18 protein-coding genes are annotated in these 20394 nt (G+C 64.7%); 6 read left to right on the top strand and 12 right to left on the bottom strand.

Annotated features, from left to right (window positions below; genetic code table 11):
- Positions 1 to 148: 148 nt before the first annotated feature.
- The gene (locus tag AC1AYX_RS01655; protein WP_476501861.1) at positions 149 to 277 is read right to left on the bottom strand and encodes a hypothetical protein; all 129 of its coding nucleotides are present in this window, start codon (positions 275 to 277) and stop codon (positions 149 to 151) included.
- Between the two features lie 646 nt (positions 278 to 923).
- The gene (locus tag AC1AYX_RS01650; protein WP_476501860.1) at positions 924 to 1121 is read right to left on the bottom strand and encodes a hypothetical protein; all 198 of its coding nucleotides are present in this window, start codon (positions 1119 to 1121) and stop codon (positions 924 to 926) included.
- Between the two features lie 128 nt (positions 1122 to 1249).
- Between AC1AYX_RS01650 and AC1AYX_RS01645 the strand changes: the two genes are divergently transcribed.
- Positions 1250 to 2053: an ADP-ribosylglycohydrolase family protein gene (locus tag AC1AYX_RS01645; RefSeq protein WP_476501859.1), complete on the top strand. Its 804-nt coding sequence runs from the start codon at positions 1250 to 1252 to the stop codon at positions 2051 to 2053.
- On the opposite strand, the gene AC1AYX_RS01640 is transcribed toward AC1AYX_RS01645, so the two are convergent.
- The 3 genes from AC1AYX_RS01640 to AC1AYX_RS01630 are packed head-to-tail and all read right to left on the bottom strand — an operon-like array spanning position 2031 to position 6458.
- On the bottom strand, positions 2031 to 2807 hold the full coding sequence (locus AC1AYX_RS01640; RefSeq protein WP_476501858.1) for a hypothetical protein: 777 nt from the start codon (positions 2805 to 2807) through the stop codon (positions 2031 to 2033). The two genes, AC1AYX_RS01645 and AC1AYX_RS01640, sit on opposite strands and share 23 nt — an antisense overlap.
- Positions 2797 to 5028, bottom strand: a complete 2232-nt coding sequence (locus AC1AYX_RS01635; RefSeq protein ID WP_476501857.1) for a hypothetical protein — start codon at positions 5026 to 5028, stop codon at positions 2797 to 2799. Before AC1AYX_RS01635 ends, AC1AYX_RS01640 begins: the two co-directional genes overlap by 11 nt.
- 2 nt (positions 5029 to 5030) lie before the next feature.
- On the bottom strand, positions 5031 to 6458 hold the full coding sequence (locus AC1AYX_RS01630; protein ID WP_476501856.1) for a hypothetical protein: 1428 nt from the start codon (positions 6456 to 6458) through the stop codon (positions 5031 to 5033).
- Between the two features lie 141 nt (positions 6459 to 6599).
- On the opposite strand from AC1AYX_RS01630, the gene AC1AYX_RS01625 reads away from it, so the two are divergent.
- Both AC1AYX_RS01625 and AC1AYX_RS01620 read left to right on the top strand, forming a co-directional pair.
- Positions 6600 to 8255, top strand: coding sequence for a restriction endonuclease (locus tag AC1AYX_RS01625; protein ID WP_476501855.1), 1656 nt, complete (start codon positions 6600 to 6602; stop codon positions 8253 to 8255).
- 565 nt (positions 8256 to 8820) lie between these two features.
- Positions 8821 to 9669: an inositol monophosphatase family protein gene (locus AC1AYX_RS01620; RefSeq protein ID WP_476501854.1), complete on the top strand. Its 849-nt coding sequence runs from the start codon at positions 8821 to 8823 to the stop codon at positions 9667 to 9669.
- A gap of 97 nt (positions 9670 to 9766) precedes the next feature.
- Here the strand turns inward: AC1AYX_RS01620 and AC1AYX_RS01615 are convergent, their stop codons facing one another.
- The 6 genes from AC1AYX_RS01615 to AC1AYX_RS01590 all read right to left on the bottom strand — a co-directional run bounded on the left by AC1AYX_RS01615 (position 9767) and on the right by AC1AYX_RS01590 (position 16819).
- A complete protein-coding gene (locus tag AC1AYX_RS01615) occupies positions 9767 to 10417 on the bottom strand; it encodes a response regulator transcription factor (protein WP_476501853.1) in 651 nt (216 codons plus the stop codon).
- A 191-nt stretch (positions 10418 to 10608) separates the two neighbouring features.
- Entirely contained in the window at positions 10609 to 11322 is a 714-nt protein-coding gene (locus tag AC1AYX_RS01610) for a hypothetical protein (RefSeq protein WP_476501852.1), read from the bottom strand.
- Positions 11319 to 12671 (bottom strand): ATP-binding cassette domain-containing protein, encoded by a 1353-nt coding sequence (locus tag AC1AYX_RS01605; RefSeq protein WP_476501851.1) that lies wholly within the window; start codon positions 12669 to 12671, stop codon positions 11319 to 11321. The genes AC1AYX_RS01610 and AC1AYX_RS01605 overlap by 4 nt, the downstream gene beginning before the upstream one ends.
- Positions 12672 to 12832: 161 nt before the next feature.
- A complete protein-coding gene (locus AC1AYX_RS01600) occupies positions 12833 to 13162 on the bottom strand; it encodes a transcriptional regulator (protein ID WP_476501850.1) in 330 nt (109 codons plus the stop codon).
- Positions 13149 to 13820: a hypothetical protein gene (locus AC1AYX_RS01595; protein ID WP_476501849.1), complete on the bottom strand. Its 672-nt coding sequence runs from the start codon at positions 13818 to 13820 to the stop codon at positions 13149 to 13151. Before AC1AYX_RS01595 ends, AC1AYX_RS01600 begins: the two co-directional genes overlap by 14 nt.
- 320 nt (positions 13821 to 14140) lie before the next feature.
- The gene (locus AC1AYX_RS01590; RefSeq protein ID WP_476501848.1) at positions 14141 to 16819 is read right to left on the bottom strand and encodes a DNA gyrase/topoisomerase IV subunit A; all 2679 of its coding nucleotides are present in this window, start codon (positions 16817 to 16819) and stop codon (positions 14141 to 14143) included.
- A gap of 118 nt (positions 16820 to 16937) precedes the next feature.
- Here AC1AYX_RS01590 and AC1AYX_RS01585 point away from each other — a divergent pair, with 118 nt between their 5' ends.
- Positions 16938 to 18275 carry an alkaline phosphatase family protein gene (locus AC1AYX_RS01585; protein ID WP_476501847.1) on the top strand — a complete coding sequence of 446 codons (1338 nt, stop codon included), beginning with the start codon at positions 16938 to 16940 and terminating at the stop codon, positions 18273 to 18275.
- Between the two features lie 61 nt (positions 18276 to 18336).
- On the opposite strand, the gene sepH is transcribed toward AC1AYX_RS01585, so the two are convergent.
- Positions 18337 to 19416 carry a septation protein SepH gene (sepH, locus tag AC1AYX_RS01580; RefSeq protein WP_476501846.1) on the bottom strand — a complete coding sequence of 360 codons (1080 nt, stop codon included), beginning with the start codon at positions 19414 to 19416 and terminating at the stop codon, positions 18337 to 18339.
- A gap of 153 nt (positions 19417 to 19569) precedes the next feature.
- On the opposite strand from sepH, the gene AC1AYX_RS01575 reads away from it, so the two are divergent.
- Both AC1AYX_RS01575 and dut read left to right on the top strand, forming a co-directional pair.
- Positions 19570 to 19863 carry a DUF4193 domain-containing protein gene (locus tag AC1AYX_RS01575; RefSeq protein ID WP_034530006.1) on the top strand — a complete coding sequence of 98 codons (294 nt, stop codon included), beginning with the start codon at positions 19570 to 19572 and terminating at the stop codon, positions 19861 to 19863.
- On the top strand, positions 19863 to 20345 hold the full coding sequence (gene dut / locus AC1AYX_RS01570; protein ID WP_476501845.1) for a dUTP diphosphatase: 483 nt from the start codon (positions 19863 to 19865) through the stop codon (positions 20343 to 20345). The genes AC1AYX_RS01575 and dut overlap by 1 nt, the downstream gene beginning before the upstream one ends.
- Positions 20346 to 20394 lie beyond the last annotated feature (49 nt).

Here is a 20394-nt window from a genome sequence, read left to right as displayed (position 1 = left end):
CGGTGCGTCGTGGTCTGCGCGAACCGCCCCGCTGGCGCGTGATGGTAATGCCGTGACGTATCGGCCATGTTGCGGTGGGCGTCGTGCCGGGGGCGGATTGCGGTTCCGGCACGACGCCCCGCGGTTCTAGTCGACGCCGGTGCCGGTGCTAGTTGCCGGCGTCGGCGTCGCCATAGGCGGTATAGGCGTCGACGCTCGGATCGTAGGCGTCGGTCGTCGGCCCGGTCGCGCCGATGAGCCACGGTTCCGCGAAATCCAGCATGGTGAGATCCAACATGGTCGGCTCCTTTCCGAAGGTGGTTGCCTTGGTGGGGCCCAGTATGCCGGCGGGGGATTGGCGCATGCTCCGAGGAAGATGAAGGACTCCCGGCAATCCTGTGAAGGAACGGCGCTCGCGGATCCGTCGTCCGGTTCCGAAGCAAGCTATCCCGGTTCTCTCCGTGGTTTTCTGAGCTGCTGTCCCATTATCGCGATGTGCCGTGGCGGGCAGCGCGCTACGGGGACCCGCCGCGGGGATACACGAATGCGTATGATTCGGCAGGCTATGTGCATGGTTCAGAGGGCAATATGCATGGTCGAAGCGTGGAAGTGCATGGTTTCGGAGGCAACCTGTAGTTGGAAACGACCAACCTGCATGGTGTCCCTTTGAAAGCGATTTGCAGGGCGAATCCTTGGTTTTGCGAAAACCTTGGAATTCCGCCGAACTAATATCGCGGCAATGTCATGGATATCGCGTTCTTCACGGCATGGCCGTGCACGTTCGGCCTCTGATTGTGCACGTTGCCGCCGGAACCATACACGTTGCCGGTTGAGCCATGCACGTTGCCATCCGAACCATGCACATTCGCCTTGAGACTCCGGAACGGTCGTCTGGGCCGCCTATTTGTGTGCGTCCAGTCATGGTCGGAAGACCTGCGGCGGCGTCAGCGGAAGCTGATGCCGCCCTTGTGTCCGGTCGCCTTGAACGGCATCGCGCGCCTGCCGGATTTCGCCACACCGCGGGCGTTCGCATTGACGGAGGACTGCCGGGCTTTGCCGTCGGCGTGCTTCGGCTCGTTCCAGGACCGTCCGTCATGCCGCGGCGGCTTCGGCCATCCGGATGTGTTGTTAGGGATGCTCATGTTTGCCAGTGTAATGGTACGGTGCCGGTATTTCGGGAACGGGGTTTATTCTCGTCTCAGGGATTGTTCGTGACCGTGGAATCCGCTGACGACGTGAGCTGAATGCTCACAAGAACAAGGAGATAGCCATGACAGCGATGTTGCGGGATGCCGTGTACGGGCAGGCAGTGGGGGACGCGCTCGGCGTGCCCTACGAGTTCAGGAGGCGCGGCAGCTTCCACGCGGAAGATATGACCGGTCACGGCACGCACGATCAGCCGGCCGGCACATGGAGCGACGACACGAGCATGGCGCTCGCTGTCTGCGATTCGATCCGTGCGGACGACGGGCGCATCGACGTGGGCGACATGCGCGCTTGGTTCGAGGACTGGTATCGGCATGACGCGTACACGGTCGACGGCCTGTTCGACATCGGCAACACCACGGTCGAGGCGCTGGTGACGGGCCGCGGCTGCGACGGCGAGTGGGACAACGGCAACGGTTCGCTGATGCGCACGATTCCGCTCGTGTTCACCGACGCGACCGACGATGAGATCCGTGCGGTAAGCGCGATCACGCACGCCCATCCGACGAGCATGGACGCCTGCGTGCGTTTGGTCGCGTTCGCGCGGTTGCTGATCGCCGGCCGTAAGCCGGTCCAGGCGTTGGCGGAGGTGCAGCCGGTGCGCGCCGACGTGGCGTCGCTGCCGGAGACGGAGATCCGTTCCGGCGGGTACGTGCTGGATACGCTGCTCGCCGCGATCTGGTGCCTGCTCACCACGGACTCGTATGCGGCATGCGTGCTGAAGGCCGTGAACCTCGGTTCGGATACCGACACCACGGCCGCCGTGGCCGGAGGTCTTGCCGGCATCGTCTACGGCGTGGACGGAATCCCCGCCGACTGGATGGCGGCATTGCGCGGCAAGCAGGTCATCGAACGGTGCCTGTTCTGATCGGTGGGTGGGAGGATCGTCGCTGCGAGATGGCGTAGCCTTCGGATTCAAGCAGTTTCGTGAGCGCAAGGGCGTATTCCGCTCGTGCGATTCTGCGAGACCTGTCGTCGACGGAGGACGTCGGCCATGTCAGCAGGTCGAACCGTGCGGCCTGCGTGGAACCGGATGGTGGGTGCGACAGGTCGATGGTGATGTAACGTCCATCCTCCGTCGGAGTGATGGCGGCTTTCCTTTTCGACGAGCGGTGCCGGGGAGCATCGTCGACAGGCGCCGTCGAGGGCGACGGCGCCTTGCCGGCGAGGTAAGCCATGCCCGACATCGGGAGCACGTCGGTAGGGTTGAGGTTCGTCGGATCGGCCGATCCCAGTACGATGGAGCACTGCGCGCCGAGCGGAACCGTATGCCGCGCCGTGCAACGGTACAGTCCGTCGCCGGTTTCGACGAGGTCGCTCACGTCGGTCAACGTCCGCACCATATCCGACAGATTCCTCCGCATACCGGCACCGTGGTCGTACCAATCGAGTACGCCCGGGTACAGGCCCGCCAGATTACGCAGCCATGCCTCGCTTTTGCGTGCGATGGTCGGCCTACTGATTCCGTAGGAGCCGCCGAAACCGTCGTCAAGGCAGAACGCCTGCATCCAGAACCGGAGCGCGGAATACGAGACTCGGCAGACGAATCGCGTATCATCCTCGCCGTGCATGCGGGGGATCCCGAGATCGCCTGCCATGGTTCTCAACAGATCACCGGCCATTGCGGCCCCGTTCGATGCGTGCCAGCAATTCTTTGACGAATGGGGGTTCCTTGCCGTCGATGCGGATGGCTCGTGCCTGCTCCATACCGAAGGCGGCATAGGTCTGCAGGGCGAGATGGGCGGACGTCCACCGTCGACCATCTCCGGGAATCGGGAACCGGGCGGAGATGGCTGCCGGAAGCATCAACGAGGACAACGGCAGCGACGTGTGCTCCCGCATGGCGGTGGCGGTGTCGAACGCCATCTGCCATTTGGTTTCAGAACGATGGAAAGCGCTCGCGAACCGCTGCATGGTCGTCGGTGTGGCCGGCAGCTTGACATACCGTTCGGTCGGCAGATAGAACACGTGATCCCAGACTTCGGCGGCGACGAGCCGCAGATTGCCGTATGCGCCGATCGGCAGGATGATCGTCGATTCGGAATGGAGCCGTGACAGTGCGAATAGCAGACTCTCGTTCACCGTGTCGAAGACGTTGTCCAAGACCAGCACGCCGTCGCCCGTATCCGACAGCAGACGATCCAACGCTCGGGCGTCGTTCCAATCAGCCGGAACCGTCGCATGACGGGCCGGTTCGCCACGCATCGCATAGGACAGGGCGTTGGCCAGATCCGCCGCGAACGTGGAATCCACGGCCAGAAGCCGTGCCGGCGACAGCATGATCCCGCAGGCGCTCGCCAACTCGTTCGGAGACTCCCTGGGCTTGCTTGTGTCAACGATGCCGGAGGCACGCAGATTGTTCGACAACACGCGTGTGAATCGTTCCTCACTATACTGCGCCGGAATCTTCGGGTAGGTGATTGCCGACAGGAGATAAGTTTCATTGTTGACGGTGCTGGAGGCATTGGCGCCCGCGGCTGGAGTGCTGGCGGAATGCTCCGACGTGACTGATCCCAACACGGCCTTCAGACCGAGCCGCAGCGCGACATCCTCATCCAGACGATCTAACACGGTCTTCCGCTGCTGTTCAAGTTCGGCCAGCTTGGATTCTTGTTGTTCGTGGATACCGGTAAGCGCTGCACGAGCATTCTCCAGCTCCCGATTTGCTTCATCGACTTCAGCCTGCAATGGCGATATGAGATTGCCAAGCCGCTCATAAGACTCGGAACGGGAGCGAATGCTTTCTTCCAATTGTGTGAGCTCACCCTGCTTGAGTTGGATTCGCTGTTCGAGCGCCTTCTGCTTCATGGCGATTTCACCGTTAAGAGCTGCGATTCGTTTGTTTCGTTCTTCTTCCCACTCGGATAGGACCTCTTGGCGACATGCCGCTATGCAAGCGCGTTTGAAGGCGCCATCGCTGGCGAGAGTGTCTTTCACGAGATGGGCCATCTGATTGTCGTCATATATGAAGCGAGCGATGGTTGTTCGTAAACGTTGTATATCCACGGGCGACAACAGGGAATCGAATTCGTTGAGACGTTCAGGCGCCTGAAATGCTTCTTTGATGGTTTCGACCAGTCGCTGCTCGTCGGTTCCAGGAGCAAAAGCTCGGACATTGTCCACATACCATCGCATGTAATGCAAGGCATACCTTGATAGCGGTTGGACAAGTACTTTGTTCTTTACGCGTGGCAGAGAGATATTGGTGTATATGGCGCGCCTATATCCGATGTCCGACGGATTCTCTGGAAGATGGGTGACGTCATTGATGCTCAGTCTGTATCGGTTGGCACCCAGAGCGGCGGTGAATTTCAACCGGATACGGTTGCCGGAATAATCCAAATCATCTCTGTTCAACAGGACGGTGTCGAGCTTGCCATTCTGCTCTGCATAGATGACAAGGACATGTCTCGTGGGTTTTCCTGAATAGTCCCACCCATGCTGGAGATTATCGCGGAGTTCTTGCAAACTATTAGCCGGACTGTTGATTACCTCATAGAATTCTGGAACGGAATCGTATGGGTGCGTGTACGGATTCCGTATTAATGGGAGCTCAGGCTTATCCGCATTCGGTTTCCAGTGAACGAAGAGAAAATCTTCTTCCTTGTCATAAAGGGTGTCAAGGGTATCCTTGTGATACAACGTTTTGGGGTCGTTTGGATCTGTTTGCTTTGCCCGCTTGGCATTGCGGTCATCACGATATGTCCAAGTGAACGATTCATCGCCATTGAGATTCTTCCGATAATCAAGAAGCCGGGTCAGGGTGATGATATGACCGCTCTTGTCACGTTTTGCCATGCAGACGGAGGCATGGGTGAATTCGGAATCGTTGATCCAGGGCATGATTACATCCTTTCCCTGAGTTGTGCGATGGCGGTGCTTTGCGAGTGCGGTTGCGCGAGCTGTGGGATGCCTAGCCGTCGGCGAGCTATTCGGGCGCCGCCGCTCAGAGGCAGGGGAGAGGTGCCGGTGGCGTCGCCGGGAACGTCATTCCTCGATGGGGTCGTGCCGGGCGTGTCGGGAGCGCCGATTGTGTCCGACGCGCCCGTATCCGCAGCGGAATCATCCGACGTTTCTTCGATACCGTTCTTATCTTCGGTCTGTCTCCATTCGTCGTACGGATGCAGATCGTCCGGATAGTTGGGGCCGATATACGCCGTGCTCCATGGCATGCGCTTGGTCGGTTTGAAGAACACGCAGTAGGAGTCGTTCTCTTCGGTGATGTCGGGCTTGTCGAATCCGAGCAGCCCTACGGCGCGTGCCCGCGGATCCTTCGGCAGGAATCGTTGCGAGACGATACGGTCCGGCATCGGTTCGTCCCCGGTCTGATACGGCGCGCGATACGTGGGGGTCGACCATCGGAACAATGGTTCGTCCACGCCCCAGGAGCGTAGGGACGGCGGCCACAAAAGCTGCGCCGAACAGTCGTAGTCCGATATGAAGTAGCCGAAGGCGCCGAGCCAGTTGTTGGCTTTGTCCAGACGCGCCGACGAGGCGCCGATGCGCACCTCATACACGAGGAGCGGCCCATCGTCGACGACGCCCCTGCTGTTCGTGAAGTCGAAGTAGCTGCCGAGATTCTTGAGACGTCGTTCGCTTCCGATGATGTAATAGTCGACGCCGGTCTGCAATGCGGAACGTTCCGGCAGCCTGCGTCCGCCGTTGCCTCCGAACGCGCTGGAGAACACCATCAGGTCGTCGTGCGGTTGCGGGCACCCCACATGGCGTCGCCACCGTTTCGGAATGACGATGCGCGTCTCCGGATCACGCTCGGGCTTCGGGAGTCTGATGGTGTTCGAACGTTTCGTAAGCAGTTCGCGCATGGGGTAGTCGACGCCGTCGACCGTCACGACGTCCGTATCCGTCAGCTTGCGCAGCATGTGTTGCAGCCCGCGTCGGCGTAGCGAGAACTCGATGTGGAACCGATTGCCTCCACGCTTGTCACGACGTAGGAACATGAGCAGTGACGGTACCCTGTCGTCCTGCTCGACGGCCGAATCCGGGTGGTATTGTTCGCAGAGCTGCGCCCATTTGTCGTTTTTGAGATGACTGAAATACGGGGATTTCGTGCGACGGTTGCCTTTGCCGCGTGCGCCCGACTGACGTTTGTGATCATACTTGGGGCCCATGGCTCCGGGGATGAGTGGACGCCTGCAGTACGGGCAGTTGAACCGGATGGAGGAGGGCGGGTCCCCGAACCGGTCGTTCACGTCTTGCGCGGTGACGAGTGTGGGCGCGGCAGTCTGCACCATCATCACCGCACTGTCCACCATGGCGTCCTCGTCTCCTCATCGCGATCCGAACCAGTTCATCTCACTTTACCGGAGCGTCGTGCGAGACCGATGGAATACCCGGCACGTGTCGGGCAAGACGGACGTGCGATGGCGGCTACACTGAGACGTTATGTCTGCTAAATGTCTGCTAATGGAATGATCGACAACCGTTCCTCGCTGGTGAAGGACGATCTGGTGCGCACCATCCGCAAGGGAGGCCGTATAAAAGAGCGCCTGCTGAGCTTCGACGAACCCACCCGGTTCATCTTCAGCCATTCCGCACTGCGTGAAGGCTGGGACAATCCGAACGTGTTCCAGATATGCACGCTCAAACATTCCGACTCCGAAACCGGCAAACGGCAGGAGGTCGGCCGTGGTCTGCGCCTGTGCGTCAACAAGGAAGGCGTGCGCCAGGACTCGAACGTGCTTCGTAAGGACGAGGTGCAGGAGGTCAACCTGCTCACCATCATCGCCTCCGAAAGCTACGAGACGTTCGCCCAATCCCTCCAGAGCGACATGAGGAACGAACTGCGCGAGCGCACGATCAGCATCGACAACGCGTTCTTCACACACGTCGCCGTGCCCGCCGAAAAACTCGGACCGGAGCACGCGGGGGAGAGGACCATCACGTTCACAGCCAAGGAGTCAAGCGACATCTACTTCACGCTGGTGCAATGCGGTCTGATCGACAGGGATGGCAAACTCACCGACGTCTACCGCAACGTGCGACTCAACGAGTGCGCCGTCGCGACACTGCCCGAAACATTACGGGGCAAAGCCGACGCCATCCGATACACGCTTGACGGCGTGCTCGAAGGCACCACGACCGTCGCCATCGGCAACGCCCTGCAAGCGAAGATCACCCGCAACCCGCTGAACGCGAACTGGGAGAAACGCGAATTCCAAGAGCTTTGGAAGCGCATCAACCACAAATACGCGTACACCGTGCACTTCGACGATGACGAGCTCATCGAGAAATCCGTCAAGGAGATCAACGACAAACTCGTCGTCGCCAAGCTTTCCTACACGGTCACGCGAGGTATGCAGAAACACGAGGCCACACGCGAGGCGATCGCCGACGGCACGCATTTCACGCGCGACCGCAGTGACTCCGTCGACCTGAATGTGGACGCATCCAACGGCGTCACCTACGATCTGCTTGGAGAAATCGCACACGGCGCATCCATCACACGACGTTGCGTGGCCGCCATCCTCAAACGCATCCGCGGTGACAAATTCCGCATGTTCCGTGACAACCCCGAGCAGTTCATCGCCAAAACGGCCAGGCTCATCGTCGGGCAGAAGGCCACGATGATCGTGGATCATATCTGCTATGACCGCATCGAAGGTGACTATGATGCGAGCATCTTCACCGCCGGTACCACCGCACGTGAGGAGAAGGACGCCTACAGGGCCAGCAAATGCGTGCAGGATTGGGTCTTCCCAGACGGGTTCGCGCATGACAGCGTCGAACGCCGATTCGCCGAAAGCCTCGACACCGCCGGCGAGGTCGCCGTCTACGCGAAACTACCGCGCGGATTCCGCATCCCCACACCAGTCGGCGACTACGCTCCCGACTGGGCCGTGGCCTTCCGTGAAGACAGCGGGCTCAAACACCTGTTCTTCGTGGTCGAGACCAAGGGCGATTTGAGCAGTCTCGACCTGCGTGGAATGGAGAACGGAAAAATCGCGTGCGCGAAGACCCTGTTCAACGAGCTGAAACTCGCCGGCGACGTGCGTTACGAAGACGCTGACTCATATAGCACGTTGCTCGACAAGGTCAAGGCGTTGCAATAGGCGCAAGACGGGGCGCCACAAGAGCCGATACGGCTTATTGTGGTATCCCGTCCCCCGTGGTCGTCATGCGCGTCGAAGGCGATTATCAGACGTTTTGCTGGTGCGGATTCGCGGAAGCATTGGAGACGGGGCGCTCTGTGGCATCGAATGTGTATGGCTCAGTCTCGGATGTGCATGGTTCTGGCATGAACGTGTATGGTTTCTGGGGCTTCCTGTACCTCGAATCGGGCAACCTGCATGGTATGCCGCTGAAGAAGACTGGTCGAGAGGCGAATGAGCGGCAGGGTATTGTCTTGAAATCCTTGGAATTCCGCCGTTATTGCTGGACATCCGTCGGCATGATTCGCGGGTCTTCACGAGGGCGTCGTACACGTTCGCCTCCGAATCATGCACGTTCGCCCCGAAATCCTACACAACCACTCCGTAACCGTACACGTTCCTCTCCAAACCATGCACATTCGCCCCGACACCATACACGTTCGCCCTGAGGGCCCTACACTGTGAATCAGGCACACCCTGCGGTACCGAATCCGCCGCGGGCGGACAGCGTCAAGGAGTGGAACTAATGGACACGGACATGCACACCGGCACCAGCACGTCACCAGACATCACAGACCCCACCGCCACGGCCCCCATCACCATCGCCGGCATGACCGAACTGGTACACGAGGCCGCGCGCCGCTACGTGCTCGCGGATTCCTCGGCCGACGCGCGCGAACGCATCACGGTCAAGGGCGTGGCCGACTTCGTCACCGAGGTCGACACGGGCGTGCAGTCCTTCCTCAAGGCCGCGCTCGCCGACCGTTGGCCGCACGTCGCGTTCCTCGGCGAGGAGAACGGCGAACAGCATACGGACTTCATCGGCCTCACCTGGGTGCTCGACCCGATCGACGGCACCACGAACCTCATCCACGACTTCCGTCACAGCGCCATCTCGCTCGCCCTGCTCGACGGCGACGCAACCATCAAAGCCGTGGTATACCAGCCGTTCAGCGGCGAGACGTTCACCGCCGAAGCGGGCCACGGCGCCTATCTCGACGGCCGGCCCATCCACGTGTCCGGCGAGACCGACATGGCGAAATCGCTCGTCAACGTGGGCACGTCGCCCTACCATCACGAGCTCGCGGCACGCAATTTCGAGATCATGCGCCGCGTGTTCGTCGACTCGGCCGACATTCGCCGCACCGGCTCCGCCGCGCTCGACCTCGCCTATGTGGCGTGCGGTCGCGCCGACGCCTACTTCGAGATGGACATCAAGCTGTGGGATTACGCGGCCGGCCGACTGCTCGTCACCGAGGCGGGCGGCATGGTCGGCGACTGGGAGGGCCATGACCTCGGCCATCGGCTCGAGACCGGCGTGCTCGCAGGCACGCCCGCCATCTTCGCCGCGCTGCGTGACCGTTATCTCGCATGATGCGTGATCGACGCCTCACGTGACGTGAGGCGGGCGCGACGGGACCGCCCCGCGTCACGCGCACATCGCGTCGCGTCACGCCCACCTCACGCCCGCCTCACATCACGCGGAACGAATCCCCATGCTGGTTCAGGTTGAGCCCCGCGTGCCGCAGCTTCTTATCCAGCGTGTACAGCGCATTGCGGATCAGATCCTCTCCGGCGAAGTACCGGCCGAGACCGCGCTGCAGATCGTCCAAGCCCACGAACCGCCCGTTCGCCTTCACCAACGCCTCCAGCACGTCGTATTCGAGACGGGAGAGCGGCATCGGCCGGTGCGTGCTCGCGAAATAGGCTTTGCGGTTCGCAAGGTCCAGCGTCAGATCGCCGCGGATGATCATCGATTGTGCGCCGAGCCCGTTCGACTCGCGCGACAGCATCTCCACGTAGGCGAGCAGTTCCGTGTCGGAGAACGGCATGCGCAGCGTCGCGTCGGGGGAGTGCTCGGGCGCGGGCGATGAGGTCGTCGCCAGCAGCAACGATCTGATGTGCGGCGTCACGGAGGACGCCGTGGCGAGCGCCTGCGGCGTGTCGACGATGACCGCGTCGAACGGCGCGTTCTCGTCGTCGCGCATCGCGTCCGTCACCGCCGAACCGAACGTGCCGGCCAACGCCGGCTCCACCGTGGTCACGACGTGACCGGCGCGTTCGAGCGTATCCGTGATCGCGCGGGACAGGGCCACGCCTTCCACCGCCACAAGCAGTTTCATGATTGTCGCCTCCTGCGCCACAAGTGTAGTAGCGTCGGTGCGGTGTCGGTGCGGCTGAGTGGCTGTCCGATGCCCCCTCAGTCCCGCTTCGCGGGCCAGCTCCCCCTGAAGGGGGCGCAATCGGGAGATACCACGAACGTCATGGCGGAACGTCACGCAGCTCCCCCTGAAGGGGGGCGCAAGCGGATGCGTCACTCCCGCACCGGGCGCAGCGTGTCCGGGTAGCGCCTGCGTGCCAGCGCCACGGTGAGGGCGGCCATCGCCAGGCCGAACCCCACGGCCAACGCCGGCGCGCCGCCAAGCGGCAGACGCAGGCACAGGCCGACGAACCCGGTCACCAGCACCGGCGACACCAGCATGCCGACGGTCATCCCCAAGGCACCGCCGCCGATGACGAGCAGCATCTCCTCGAGCGCGAAGGCGGTCGTCAACGGCGCGACGAGCGTGAACAGCACATCGGGGATCGGCAGGGTGCCGTGCGCCGTCATCAGCCCGCACCATGCGAGGTACGCCATAATCAGCAGCGTCATCGTTTCGGCGACCGCCATCGGCAGCAGGCTTTTCGCCAGGCAATACGTGAGCATCGGCCTGCCGGAGCAGCGGAACAGCTCCATGGTGCCGTCGCCCGCGTGCTCGCCGCCGGCGGCGTTGGCCGATTCGGAGAACATCGACCGGTTGGCGTCCAGCGTGTGCAGCGTGCTGTACGTGGCGGACCAGCCGGTCATCGGCGCGCATATGATCGCGAACATCAGCCCGTCGGAGATGCCGGCGTCGTTGCCGCCGCCCGGCGTCGACGTCAGGAACGCGACCATCAGCAGCATCGTCGTGAGGAACAGGGCGAACGTGCCCCAGCAGAATGGTGACGTGCGGAAGATCCGCCAATCGCGCCACAGTATCGCCTTCATCGTGCCTCCTTTCCCTCCGCCGGATTCGCGTGCAGTCCGAAGTCGACGTGGTCGCGTTCGCGTCCGAGCGTCACCGCATTCCGGAACGCGTCCTCGTCGGCGAAACCGGCGACCATGCAATCCCTGACGATCCGCTTGTCGTCGAGGACGACGACGCGGTCGGCCACCTGGCGGCAGTAGTCGAGGTCGTGCGTGATGGTGAGAATCGTGCGGCCGTCCGCCTTGAGCTGCCGCATCAGGTCGATGAGCAGCTGGCGGGTGATCGGGTCCACCGCGTTCGTCGGCTCGTCGAGCAGGATGAGTTTCGGGTCGAGCAGCAGTCCCGCCATGAGCCCCGCGCGTTTGCGCAGTCCGGTGGACAGCTCCTTCGCTTTCTTGTCGAGATGGTCCTGCAGTTCGAATGCGCGCACCATCGGCAGCGTGTCGAGATGTCCGAGGTCGATCGGATGTGGGTCGCCGCTCGTGGCGTAGAGCATCGCGCGGAACCTGAGGTTCTCGCGTATGGTCATGTTCATCGCGAGATTGCCGGATTCGGTCAGTTGGAACACGTCGCGCATCGAATGGAACACGTCCGCGTTGATCGCAGCGGAACCCCGCCATGGGCGCAGCAGTCCGGTGACGAGCGAGAACAGCGTGGTCTTGCCCGCGCCGTTATAGCCGAGGATGCCGAGCGACTGGCCTTCCGGCACGTCCAGATCGACGTGTTCGAGCACCGGCTTGTTGCGTTTGTATCCGAACGTCAGGTCCCGCACGCGGATGGCGAGGGGAGCGGTGGGAACGGCGGCGTCCGATGCGCCGTCCGCGATAGCGTGGCCGAGTGTGTTCGTGGTCATGAATATCGCCTTTCCGTGGGAGACGAGTTGGTACAGGTATGTCGCGGCGACGATCGGCAGCGGCGTGAGCGCCGCCGCCATGCCCTGCCCGCCTTCGGCGAGCGGGCGCAGCGACGGGATGAGCGACGTCGGGACGGTCGCGAGCAGCAGCGACAGTACGGCGGGCGGCAGCAGCGCGGTGACGAGTTGCGCCACGGGGTACCGCCACCGCGCTTGGCCGCTCGCACGCGCCGCCGCGATGACGCCTTCCGCTGCGTCGTCACGGAACGCGTCCACGGTCAACGGTGCGAGTCCCACGCCGATGATGGCGAACGCGCACCGGTACAACGGCGATGCGAGTCTCGTCGTCAGATCCGTTCCGGCGATGAGCGCGATGATCGTCGCCGAACCGATGACGGTGAGGCCGATGACGAGCAGTTTCGCCGGATCGTGCCGCAACTGGATGAGATTCCTATAGAACACCGCGTGCATATGCGCCTCGATGATGAAGTGAGAGTGGATTTCGGGCAGGCTCACGCAAGGGCCCGATGATGAAGGACGTGGGAATCGGCCCCCTCTGACGAGGGGGCTGTCGGCGTAGCCGACTGGGGGAGAGACGGCCATTCGTCTTCTCTCCCTCCGGCCGCCTTCGGCGGACACCTCCCTCGTCGCGTCAGAGGGAGGCCGATTAATAGCCGCTATCGTCCTGCGACGATGGCGCGGAGGGCGGCGACATGGGAATGGAACGCGGCCTCGCCCTCCGTGGTGAGCTTCACCCACGTGACCTTGTACGCCTTGCCGCCGTCTCCGGCGCGCTTGTCGAGCGTGACGTAACCGTGGTCGGCGAGCGTCTTCAGATGCTTCGAACAGGTGGCGTCGCTCACGCCGATCGTGTCGCGCAACGTGTCGAACCGGACCGTGCCGTAGGTGTCGAGCAGTCCGCAGATGCGCAGGCGCACCGGCGCATGGATGACCTCGTTGAACACCGGTTCCGGGGCGTTCGCGTCATGCGGTTCAGACGCGGTCATGACGCGCCTCCGATTCGCGTGAACCCGTTCCGGTGGGGCGCGGCCCACGCATCAGCCGTATGTATTCGTCGAAATACCGCAAGTAGGTCACGGCGGACAGCAGCGCGCACAGGGGGATGCCGATCAGGGCGGGCCACCAGGGTGCGCAGAACAGGCCGAGTAACAGCATGCCGACCGGCACGGCCACGCAGCTGCATGTGGTGAAGACGATGAACGCCGTGCGGTACCCGCCATCCCGCAGCGCATGCGGGGCTGGGGAGAGCTGCCGGCGGTTCCACATGCCGATGCCGGTGACGCGTTGCGCGCGGGCCATCAGCGCCGCATAGCCGCCTACGATCAGTATGGCGACGATGGCGTAGATCCACACGTCGATGATGGTGAACTCGCCGTGCCCGGCGAGCAGCGCCCATCCGATGAACCAGTACAGTCCGGCGTTCGCCAGTCCGAGGATGCCTCCGATCATCGTGTTCGGAATCCTTGTGCCTGCATCCAATCGATTCGCGACGTTGTTGCGGTCCAGATCCAATGCGTCGAGCGACGCCATCGCATCCATGACGTCCGGCGGCGTGCCGGTGGCCGCGATGTGCTCCGTCCGCGTTATGCCGGACATGGCCGTTTCGTCGATGCGGTCGTTCTTCTCGCCATTCGGTTCCGTCATGATGACCTCCTTCGTGCAAACGGCGATGCGGGACGGGAGGTCGAAGCGGCGCGCCGTATCCGAGCGGGTATGACGAACGCCCAAACCTCTTTCCGTTATGGAAAACAATATCACTTTCCAATGCGGAAACAAGTTTGGGTGAAGTGTGTCGGATGAACGTTTGGCAAACCCCGGGGCGCGCCGTGACGTGGCCCCCTCTGACGAGGGGGCTGTCGGCGTAGCCGACTGGGGGAGAGATGGCCTACGGCCGCCGTCTTCTCTCCCTCCGTCCGCCGTTGGCGGCCACCTCCCTCGTCAGAGGGAGGCGATGCCGTCCCGAATCAGCCGACGAAGGCGATGGCGGCGGCGAGGTCGGTGCCGGAACCGTCGCGGCGCATGTCCGGCTTCGGCAGGTCGACCGGAGCACCCGAATCGGTGGAGGCGTTGAGCGGATACGCGCCCACGTAGGCGGCGATCAACGTGTTCTGGCCCTTGAGGAAGCGTTGCGAACGCACGCCGCCCGTCGCACGGCCCTTCGTCGGATACATCTCCAGCGGCGTCACCTTCGCCGAACCGTTCTCCGTGCCGGGAAGCGCCTCCTCGTCGCCGGCCACGGTGAGCACCACCGCACCGGATGCGGACGCCAGCCCGTTCTCGCCCTCCTCATACGTCCACGCGACCTTGCCGGCGGGCACCACGGCGAATGCGAGCACGCGCGCCCCCGCGGCCAGACGGATGCCGGCCATGCCGCCGGCCGTGCGACCCTGCGGACGCACGTTCTTCGCCTCGAACGTGAGCAGCGACGCGTCGGACGCGACGAACACGATGCGGTCCTCGTCCGCGGCGGGCGCGGCGGCCAGCACCTCGTCGCCGTCCTTCAGGTCGATGACCTGCCACGAGTCCATCGTGGTCGGCGCCTCGCGGTTCCAACGCTTCACGACGCCGCCGCGCGTGCCGATCGCGAGCGGCGGCAGCGTGCCGCCCTCCTCGGCTGGTTCCATCGCGAACGCGGCGACCACATGCTCGCCGTCCACCGGGTCCGTGCTCTCGGTCATGCCGATCAGCTCGTCCGCCTTCACGCCGCCGGACACGCCCAGCGTCTCCGAGGCAGGCAGGGCGGGCAGGTCCACGGCGTGCGCGAGCACGAGACGGCCCGCGGACGTGACCAAGGCGAACGTGGAGCGCGTGGTCGTCGGGAAGATCGCGCGGATCTGGTCGTCCTTCACGCGCTTGTCCGAAGCGGACCGGGCGGCGTACACATCCATCGCGCTCGGCGTGGTGCGCGCAATCAGACCGGTCGCGCTCAGCATCACCACGCACGGCTCGTCGTCGATCTGCAGCGCCGAGGCGACCGGGGCCTCCTCGCCCGCCTTCTTCGCGGCGGCCGTGGCGGCGGCCACGTCGGCGGCGACCGACGAGACGGTGGCCGCGTCGCGCGCCGCCTGCAGCGCTTCGCGCGAGACGGAGGAATCGTCGCCCTTCGCGACGACCGGCGCGAGCGAGCCGTCCGGACCCTCGTCGAGCAGCACGGTGCGGCGCGGCGTCCCGTACTTCGCGACGGTCTCGTCCATCTCGCGCACGACGACGCGGTCCAGTTCGGTCGCCGAGGCGAGGATGCGCTCCAGCTCCTCGATGCGCTTCTTCAGGTCGTCGCGCTCCGCCTCCAGTTCGATGCGGCTCATGCGCGTGAGCCTGCGCAGACGCAGGTCGAGGATGTACTGCGCCTGCACCTCGTCCAGGTCGAACACGGCCATCAGCCGGTTCTTCGCCGTGTCCGCGTCGTCGGAGGTGCGGATCACCTGGATCACCTCGTCGATGTCCACCATGGCGAGCAGCAGGCCCTCCACCAGGTGCAGGCGCTCCAACGCCTTCCTGCGGCGGAACTCGCTACGGCGGCGCACCACCACGCGGCGATGCTCCACCCACACCTGAAGCAGCTCCCTCAATCCCATCGTGTGCGGACGGCCGTCGACCAGCGCCACGTTGTTGATGGTGAAGTTGTCCTGCAGCGGCGTGTGCTTGAACAGCTGGGCGAGCACCGCGTTCGGCTCGTAGCCGGTCTTGATCTCGATGACGATGCGTGTGCCGTTATGACGGTCGGTCAGGTCGATGGCGCTGGTGATGCCCTCCAGCTTGCGGCTCTTCACGCCCTCCGAGATGCGCTCGAGCACGCGCTCCGGGCCCACCATGAACGGCAGTTCGGTCACGACGATCGCCTTCTTGCGGGCGGTCACGTTCTCGATGTGCGTCTTCGAACGGGTGGTGAGCGTGCCGCGGCCCGTCTCGTACGCCTCGCGGATGCCGCCGCGGCCGATCACGATGCCGCCGCCCGGCCAGTCCGGTCCGGGCACGTAGTGCATGAGCTCCTCGAGCGTCGCGTCCGGATGCGCCATCAGATGCTTCGCCGCGGCGACCACCTCGCCGAGGTTGTGCGTGGCCATGTTCGTCGCCATGCCCACGGCGATGCCCGAGCCGCCGTTGACCAGCAGGTTCGGGATGGCCGACGGCAGCACCGTCGGCTCCTTGAGCTTGTTGTCGTAGTTCGGCGTGAAGTCGACCGTGTCCTCGTTGATGTCGGCGTTCATCGCCAGCGCCGCCGGACCGAGACGCGCCTCCGTGTAACGCGAGGCGGCCGGGCCGTCGTCGAGCGAACCGAAGTTGCCGTGGCCGTCCACGAGCGGGAGCCTCATCGCGAACGGCTGGGCGAGGCGCACCATCGCCTCGTAGATCGCGGAGTCGCCGTGCGGGTGCAGCTTGCCCATCACCTCGCCGACCACGCGCGCCGACTTCATGTACGGACGGTCCGGCGTGAGGTTCATCTGGCCCATCTGGTAGATGATGCGCCGCTGCACGGGCTTCAGGCCGTCACGCGCGTCCGGCAGCGCACGCGCGTAGATCACCGAATACGCGTATTCGAGGAACGACTTGCTCATCTCCTCGTTCAACGGCGTTTCGACGATGTGCTCCTTCACCGTGCGCGGATCGTACGCGGCGGCTGCGGACCTGCGGTGTGATGCCATGTGACGGACTCCCTGAAGACGATTGAAAACCCGCAACATACTATCATGCCGCCATCATGCCGCCCCGGCCGCCGGACCGACGCCAGCCGACCGCAGCGGACTACTACTATGGGGAGGCATGAGTGTGGAGACGCCTGAGATGGAAGAGCTGCTGCGGTTGACGGACACCGCCCGGTACGGGGACTGGTCGTCCGGCCGGACGACCCGTCGCGCGACCAGCGACCCGGAGGACGGAACCTCCGTCGCGCCCGGCGTCCGCGGAGGCGCGCTGCACCTGTCCTCCGTGCTGCCGGCCGTCTCCGCGGCAATCGGGCATCCGACGCCCACCCGCGTGCACCAGGATCCGAAGGCGCTCCAGACCGCGATCGGCCTGCCCGACGCGCGTTCCGCGATCGTCGTGCTCGTGGACGGCCTCGGCTATTGGAACCTCGCCATGCGCCTCGGCCATGCCCCCTACCTGCGCGCGCTCATGCGCGACACCGCCAACCAGCGGCCCATCTCCACGTGCGCGCCGAGCACCACCGTCGCCGCGATGGCCACGTTCGGCACCGGCACCTGCCCGGGGATGACCGGCATGGCCGGCTACACGCAGCTGGAACCGTCGTCGGGGCGTCTCATGCAGCTCATCCAGTTCAAGGACGCGCTCGCGCCCAAGCCCGCCGGCCCCGGCGGCCGGTTCGCGGCGCAGCCGGCCGACCCGATCGTCGACCCGCACGACCTGCAGCGTGAGCCCACCGTGTTCGAGCGCCTCGCCGCCGAATGCGTGCCCGTCACCAGTTCAGGCCTCGCCAAGTTCAAGGGGTCGCCGCTCACCGAGGCGGCGCTGCGCGGCGGGACCTACGTGTCGGGCGTGACGCCGCGCGACCGCGTGCGCGCCGCCGCGCGGGCCGCCCGCGAACCCGGATTGTCCTATCTGTACATCCGCGACGCCGACAAGGTCGGCCACAACCACGGCTGGGACTCCGAGCAGTGGATCGGCGCGTTCGAGCGCATCGACGCGCAGCTCGCCCTGCTCGCCCGCGAGGCGCCGAAGGGCACGCTCATCGTCATCGTCGCCGATCACGGCATGGTCATGTCGGACGGGCGCGAACGTATCGACATCGCCGCCGAACCGGAGCTCGCGCGGGGCGTGCGTCTGGTGGGCGGCGAGCCGCGCGCCCTCATGCTCTACGCCGAGCAGGACGAGAACCCGGAAGACATCGCCGCGAGGTGGCGCGACCGACTGGGGGAGAAGGCGCTGGTCCGCACGAAGCGCGAGGCCGTCGCCGACGGCTTGTTCGGGCCGGTCGACGCGCGCGTCGCACCGATGCTCGGCGACGTGATCGTGCAGGCCGCCGGCCAAGTCACGCTCGTCGACAGCCGCACCCAGTCGGACAAGGCGACCAGACTGCCCAGCGTGCACGGCTCCCAGACCATGCTGGAAATGGATATCCCCTGCCTCATCGACATGGCCTGACGGCCGTCGACAAGACAGGGGATGCATCGCGCGGACGGACGGCGGCGAAGACCACCGGCCGTCACTCGCCGAAGAGGATCTCGTCCCAGCTGGGCACGGCGGAACGGCCCGAACGGCGTCGCGCCGCCTCCGCGCGTTCCGTGCGCGGGCGCTCCTCGCCGGCGGCATTGACGGAACGCGCCGCATCGTCGGACGCCCCCGCCGGCGACGTCTGGCCGTCCGCCGCGCCGGCGTCGGGGGCCGGAGCCGGTTCCGCGTTCGTGCGGAACACGGGGATGTCGTCCGTGGTCGTGGCCATCGGGGAATCGGACTGCTGCGCGGCGGAATCGGGGGACTCCTCTGCTTCCGGGCGCACCGCCGGCAGCGAAGGCGACGGCGGTGCGACGGAAAGACCGTCGGGAGACGTCGCCGGAACCGGAGCCGCGGCCGGCTGCGCGGCGGCCCCGTGGCCCGCTTCCGGCGCGGCCGGCCGCGGACTGGGCTGCCGCGTGACCGCCGGCGCGCCAGCGACGCCGCTCGCCGCGGCGGAGGCGGCCGGCTCCGGGCCGACGCCGAGGCTCTGCTCGCCGATCAGCTTGCGTGCCGCGGCGTTGAGGCAGACGATGGAATTGTCGTGCATGTCCCACGTCCATTCGGCATGCACTTTGCGCCCGGCGGACATGAACCGCGCGACGATGTGCCACGGCTCATGATGGCGGCGGGTCGCCGACCACGTGAGCGTGTCCCGGTCGACGCGCGCCGCCAGCAGCGTCATGTCGATGATCTCCTCGATCGTGCGCAGACGGGAGCCCTTCGGCGCGGGCACGCGCTTGAACTGCTCGATCGCGTACTGCTTCTCCGTCTGCACCGAGGCGGAGAAACGGCGCACCAGCGCCTCGGCCAGACCGTAGTGGGCGGCCACCTTCGCCGGGTCGGCGCCGGCGCGGATCAGCTGCTGGATCTGCGAGATCGGCAGCGTGTCCATCGTGTGCGGCTGGCGGCGCTTCATCGACTCCGAACGGATCTGCTTGGCCTCGAGCAGGGCCCGCTCCAACGCGTCGTCCACGGTGACGACGAAACGCTCACCACCCGCCTCGAACACCAGGTCGCCGGCGTCGGAGACATGGTCGAGACGGGCCCCCCGAGGCGAATTGTCAGGCATGCGCGCACCACTTTCCTCAAAAACTTGTATCACAATACAGTATGCCCCACGTGTCGAACTTTACGAGTATTTGAAATCGTGTATTCTATGGGCGAGTAAACCAGTCTTCGGGCCCCGCCGGCACGGTGGGCCCCGTGCTACGAAAGGATCGCGATGGCTCAGGATTATGATTCCCCCCGCAACAAGGATGAGGACGAGGAATCGCTGCAGGCTCTCGGAAAGGGCTCGCAGAACTCATCGAGCGACATCGACGACGACGAGAACGCCATTGCCGAGGACTACGAGCTGCCGGGCGCCGACCTGAGCAACGAGGACTCCTCCGTGACGGTCATCCCGATGCAGGGCGACGAGTTCATCTGCTCCGAGTGCTTCCTCGTCAAGCACCGCAGCCAGCTCGCCTACATGACCGACGACGGCCAGCCCGTGTGCCAGGAGTGCGCCGCCTGATGACCTTCGATCCCGCGTACAACGAACCCGAGAACACCGAGGTTCTCGTCAAGGCCGTCGATCCGGACCAACCGGCCGAACTCGCCCGACTGTTCTACGCCCACGCGGGCGACGCCGGCGCCGACCTGCGCGCCGCCGAGGCGTTCGAGCTGAAGCCGTTCCAGCGGGCCCTCGTGCCGACCGGCGTGGCCATCGCGCTGCCCGCAGGCTACGTGGGACTCGTGCATCCGCGCTCCGGTCTCGCCGCCAAGCAGGGCGTGACCGTGCTCAACGCGCCCGGCACCATCGACGCCGGCTACCGCGGCGAGATCAAGGTGCCGCTCATCAACCTGGACCCGGAGCGCACCGCGCGCTTCGAGGTCGGCGACCGCATCGCGCAGCTCGTCATCCAGCGCTACGTCGAGGCGAGGTTCGTCCCCGCCGAGACGCTGCCGGGATCCGACCGCGCGGAACGGGGCTTCGGCTCCACGGGAGTCGCCTGATACGCGGTAGGATAAACGCGTCGGACGCGTGGAAGACGCGTTAGGATGG

The organism is Bifidobacterium sp. LH_419, from assembly GCF_056356955.1.
Note: the sequence above shows the minus strand (reverse complement) of the source record. Positions and strands in the feature narration are given on the sequence as shown.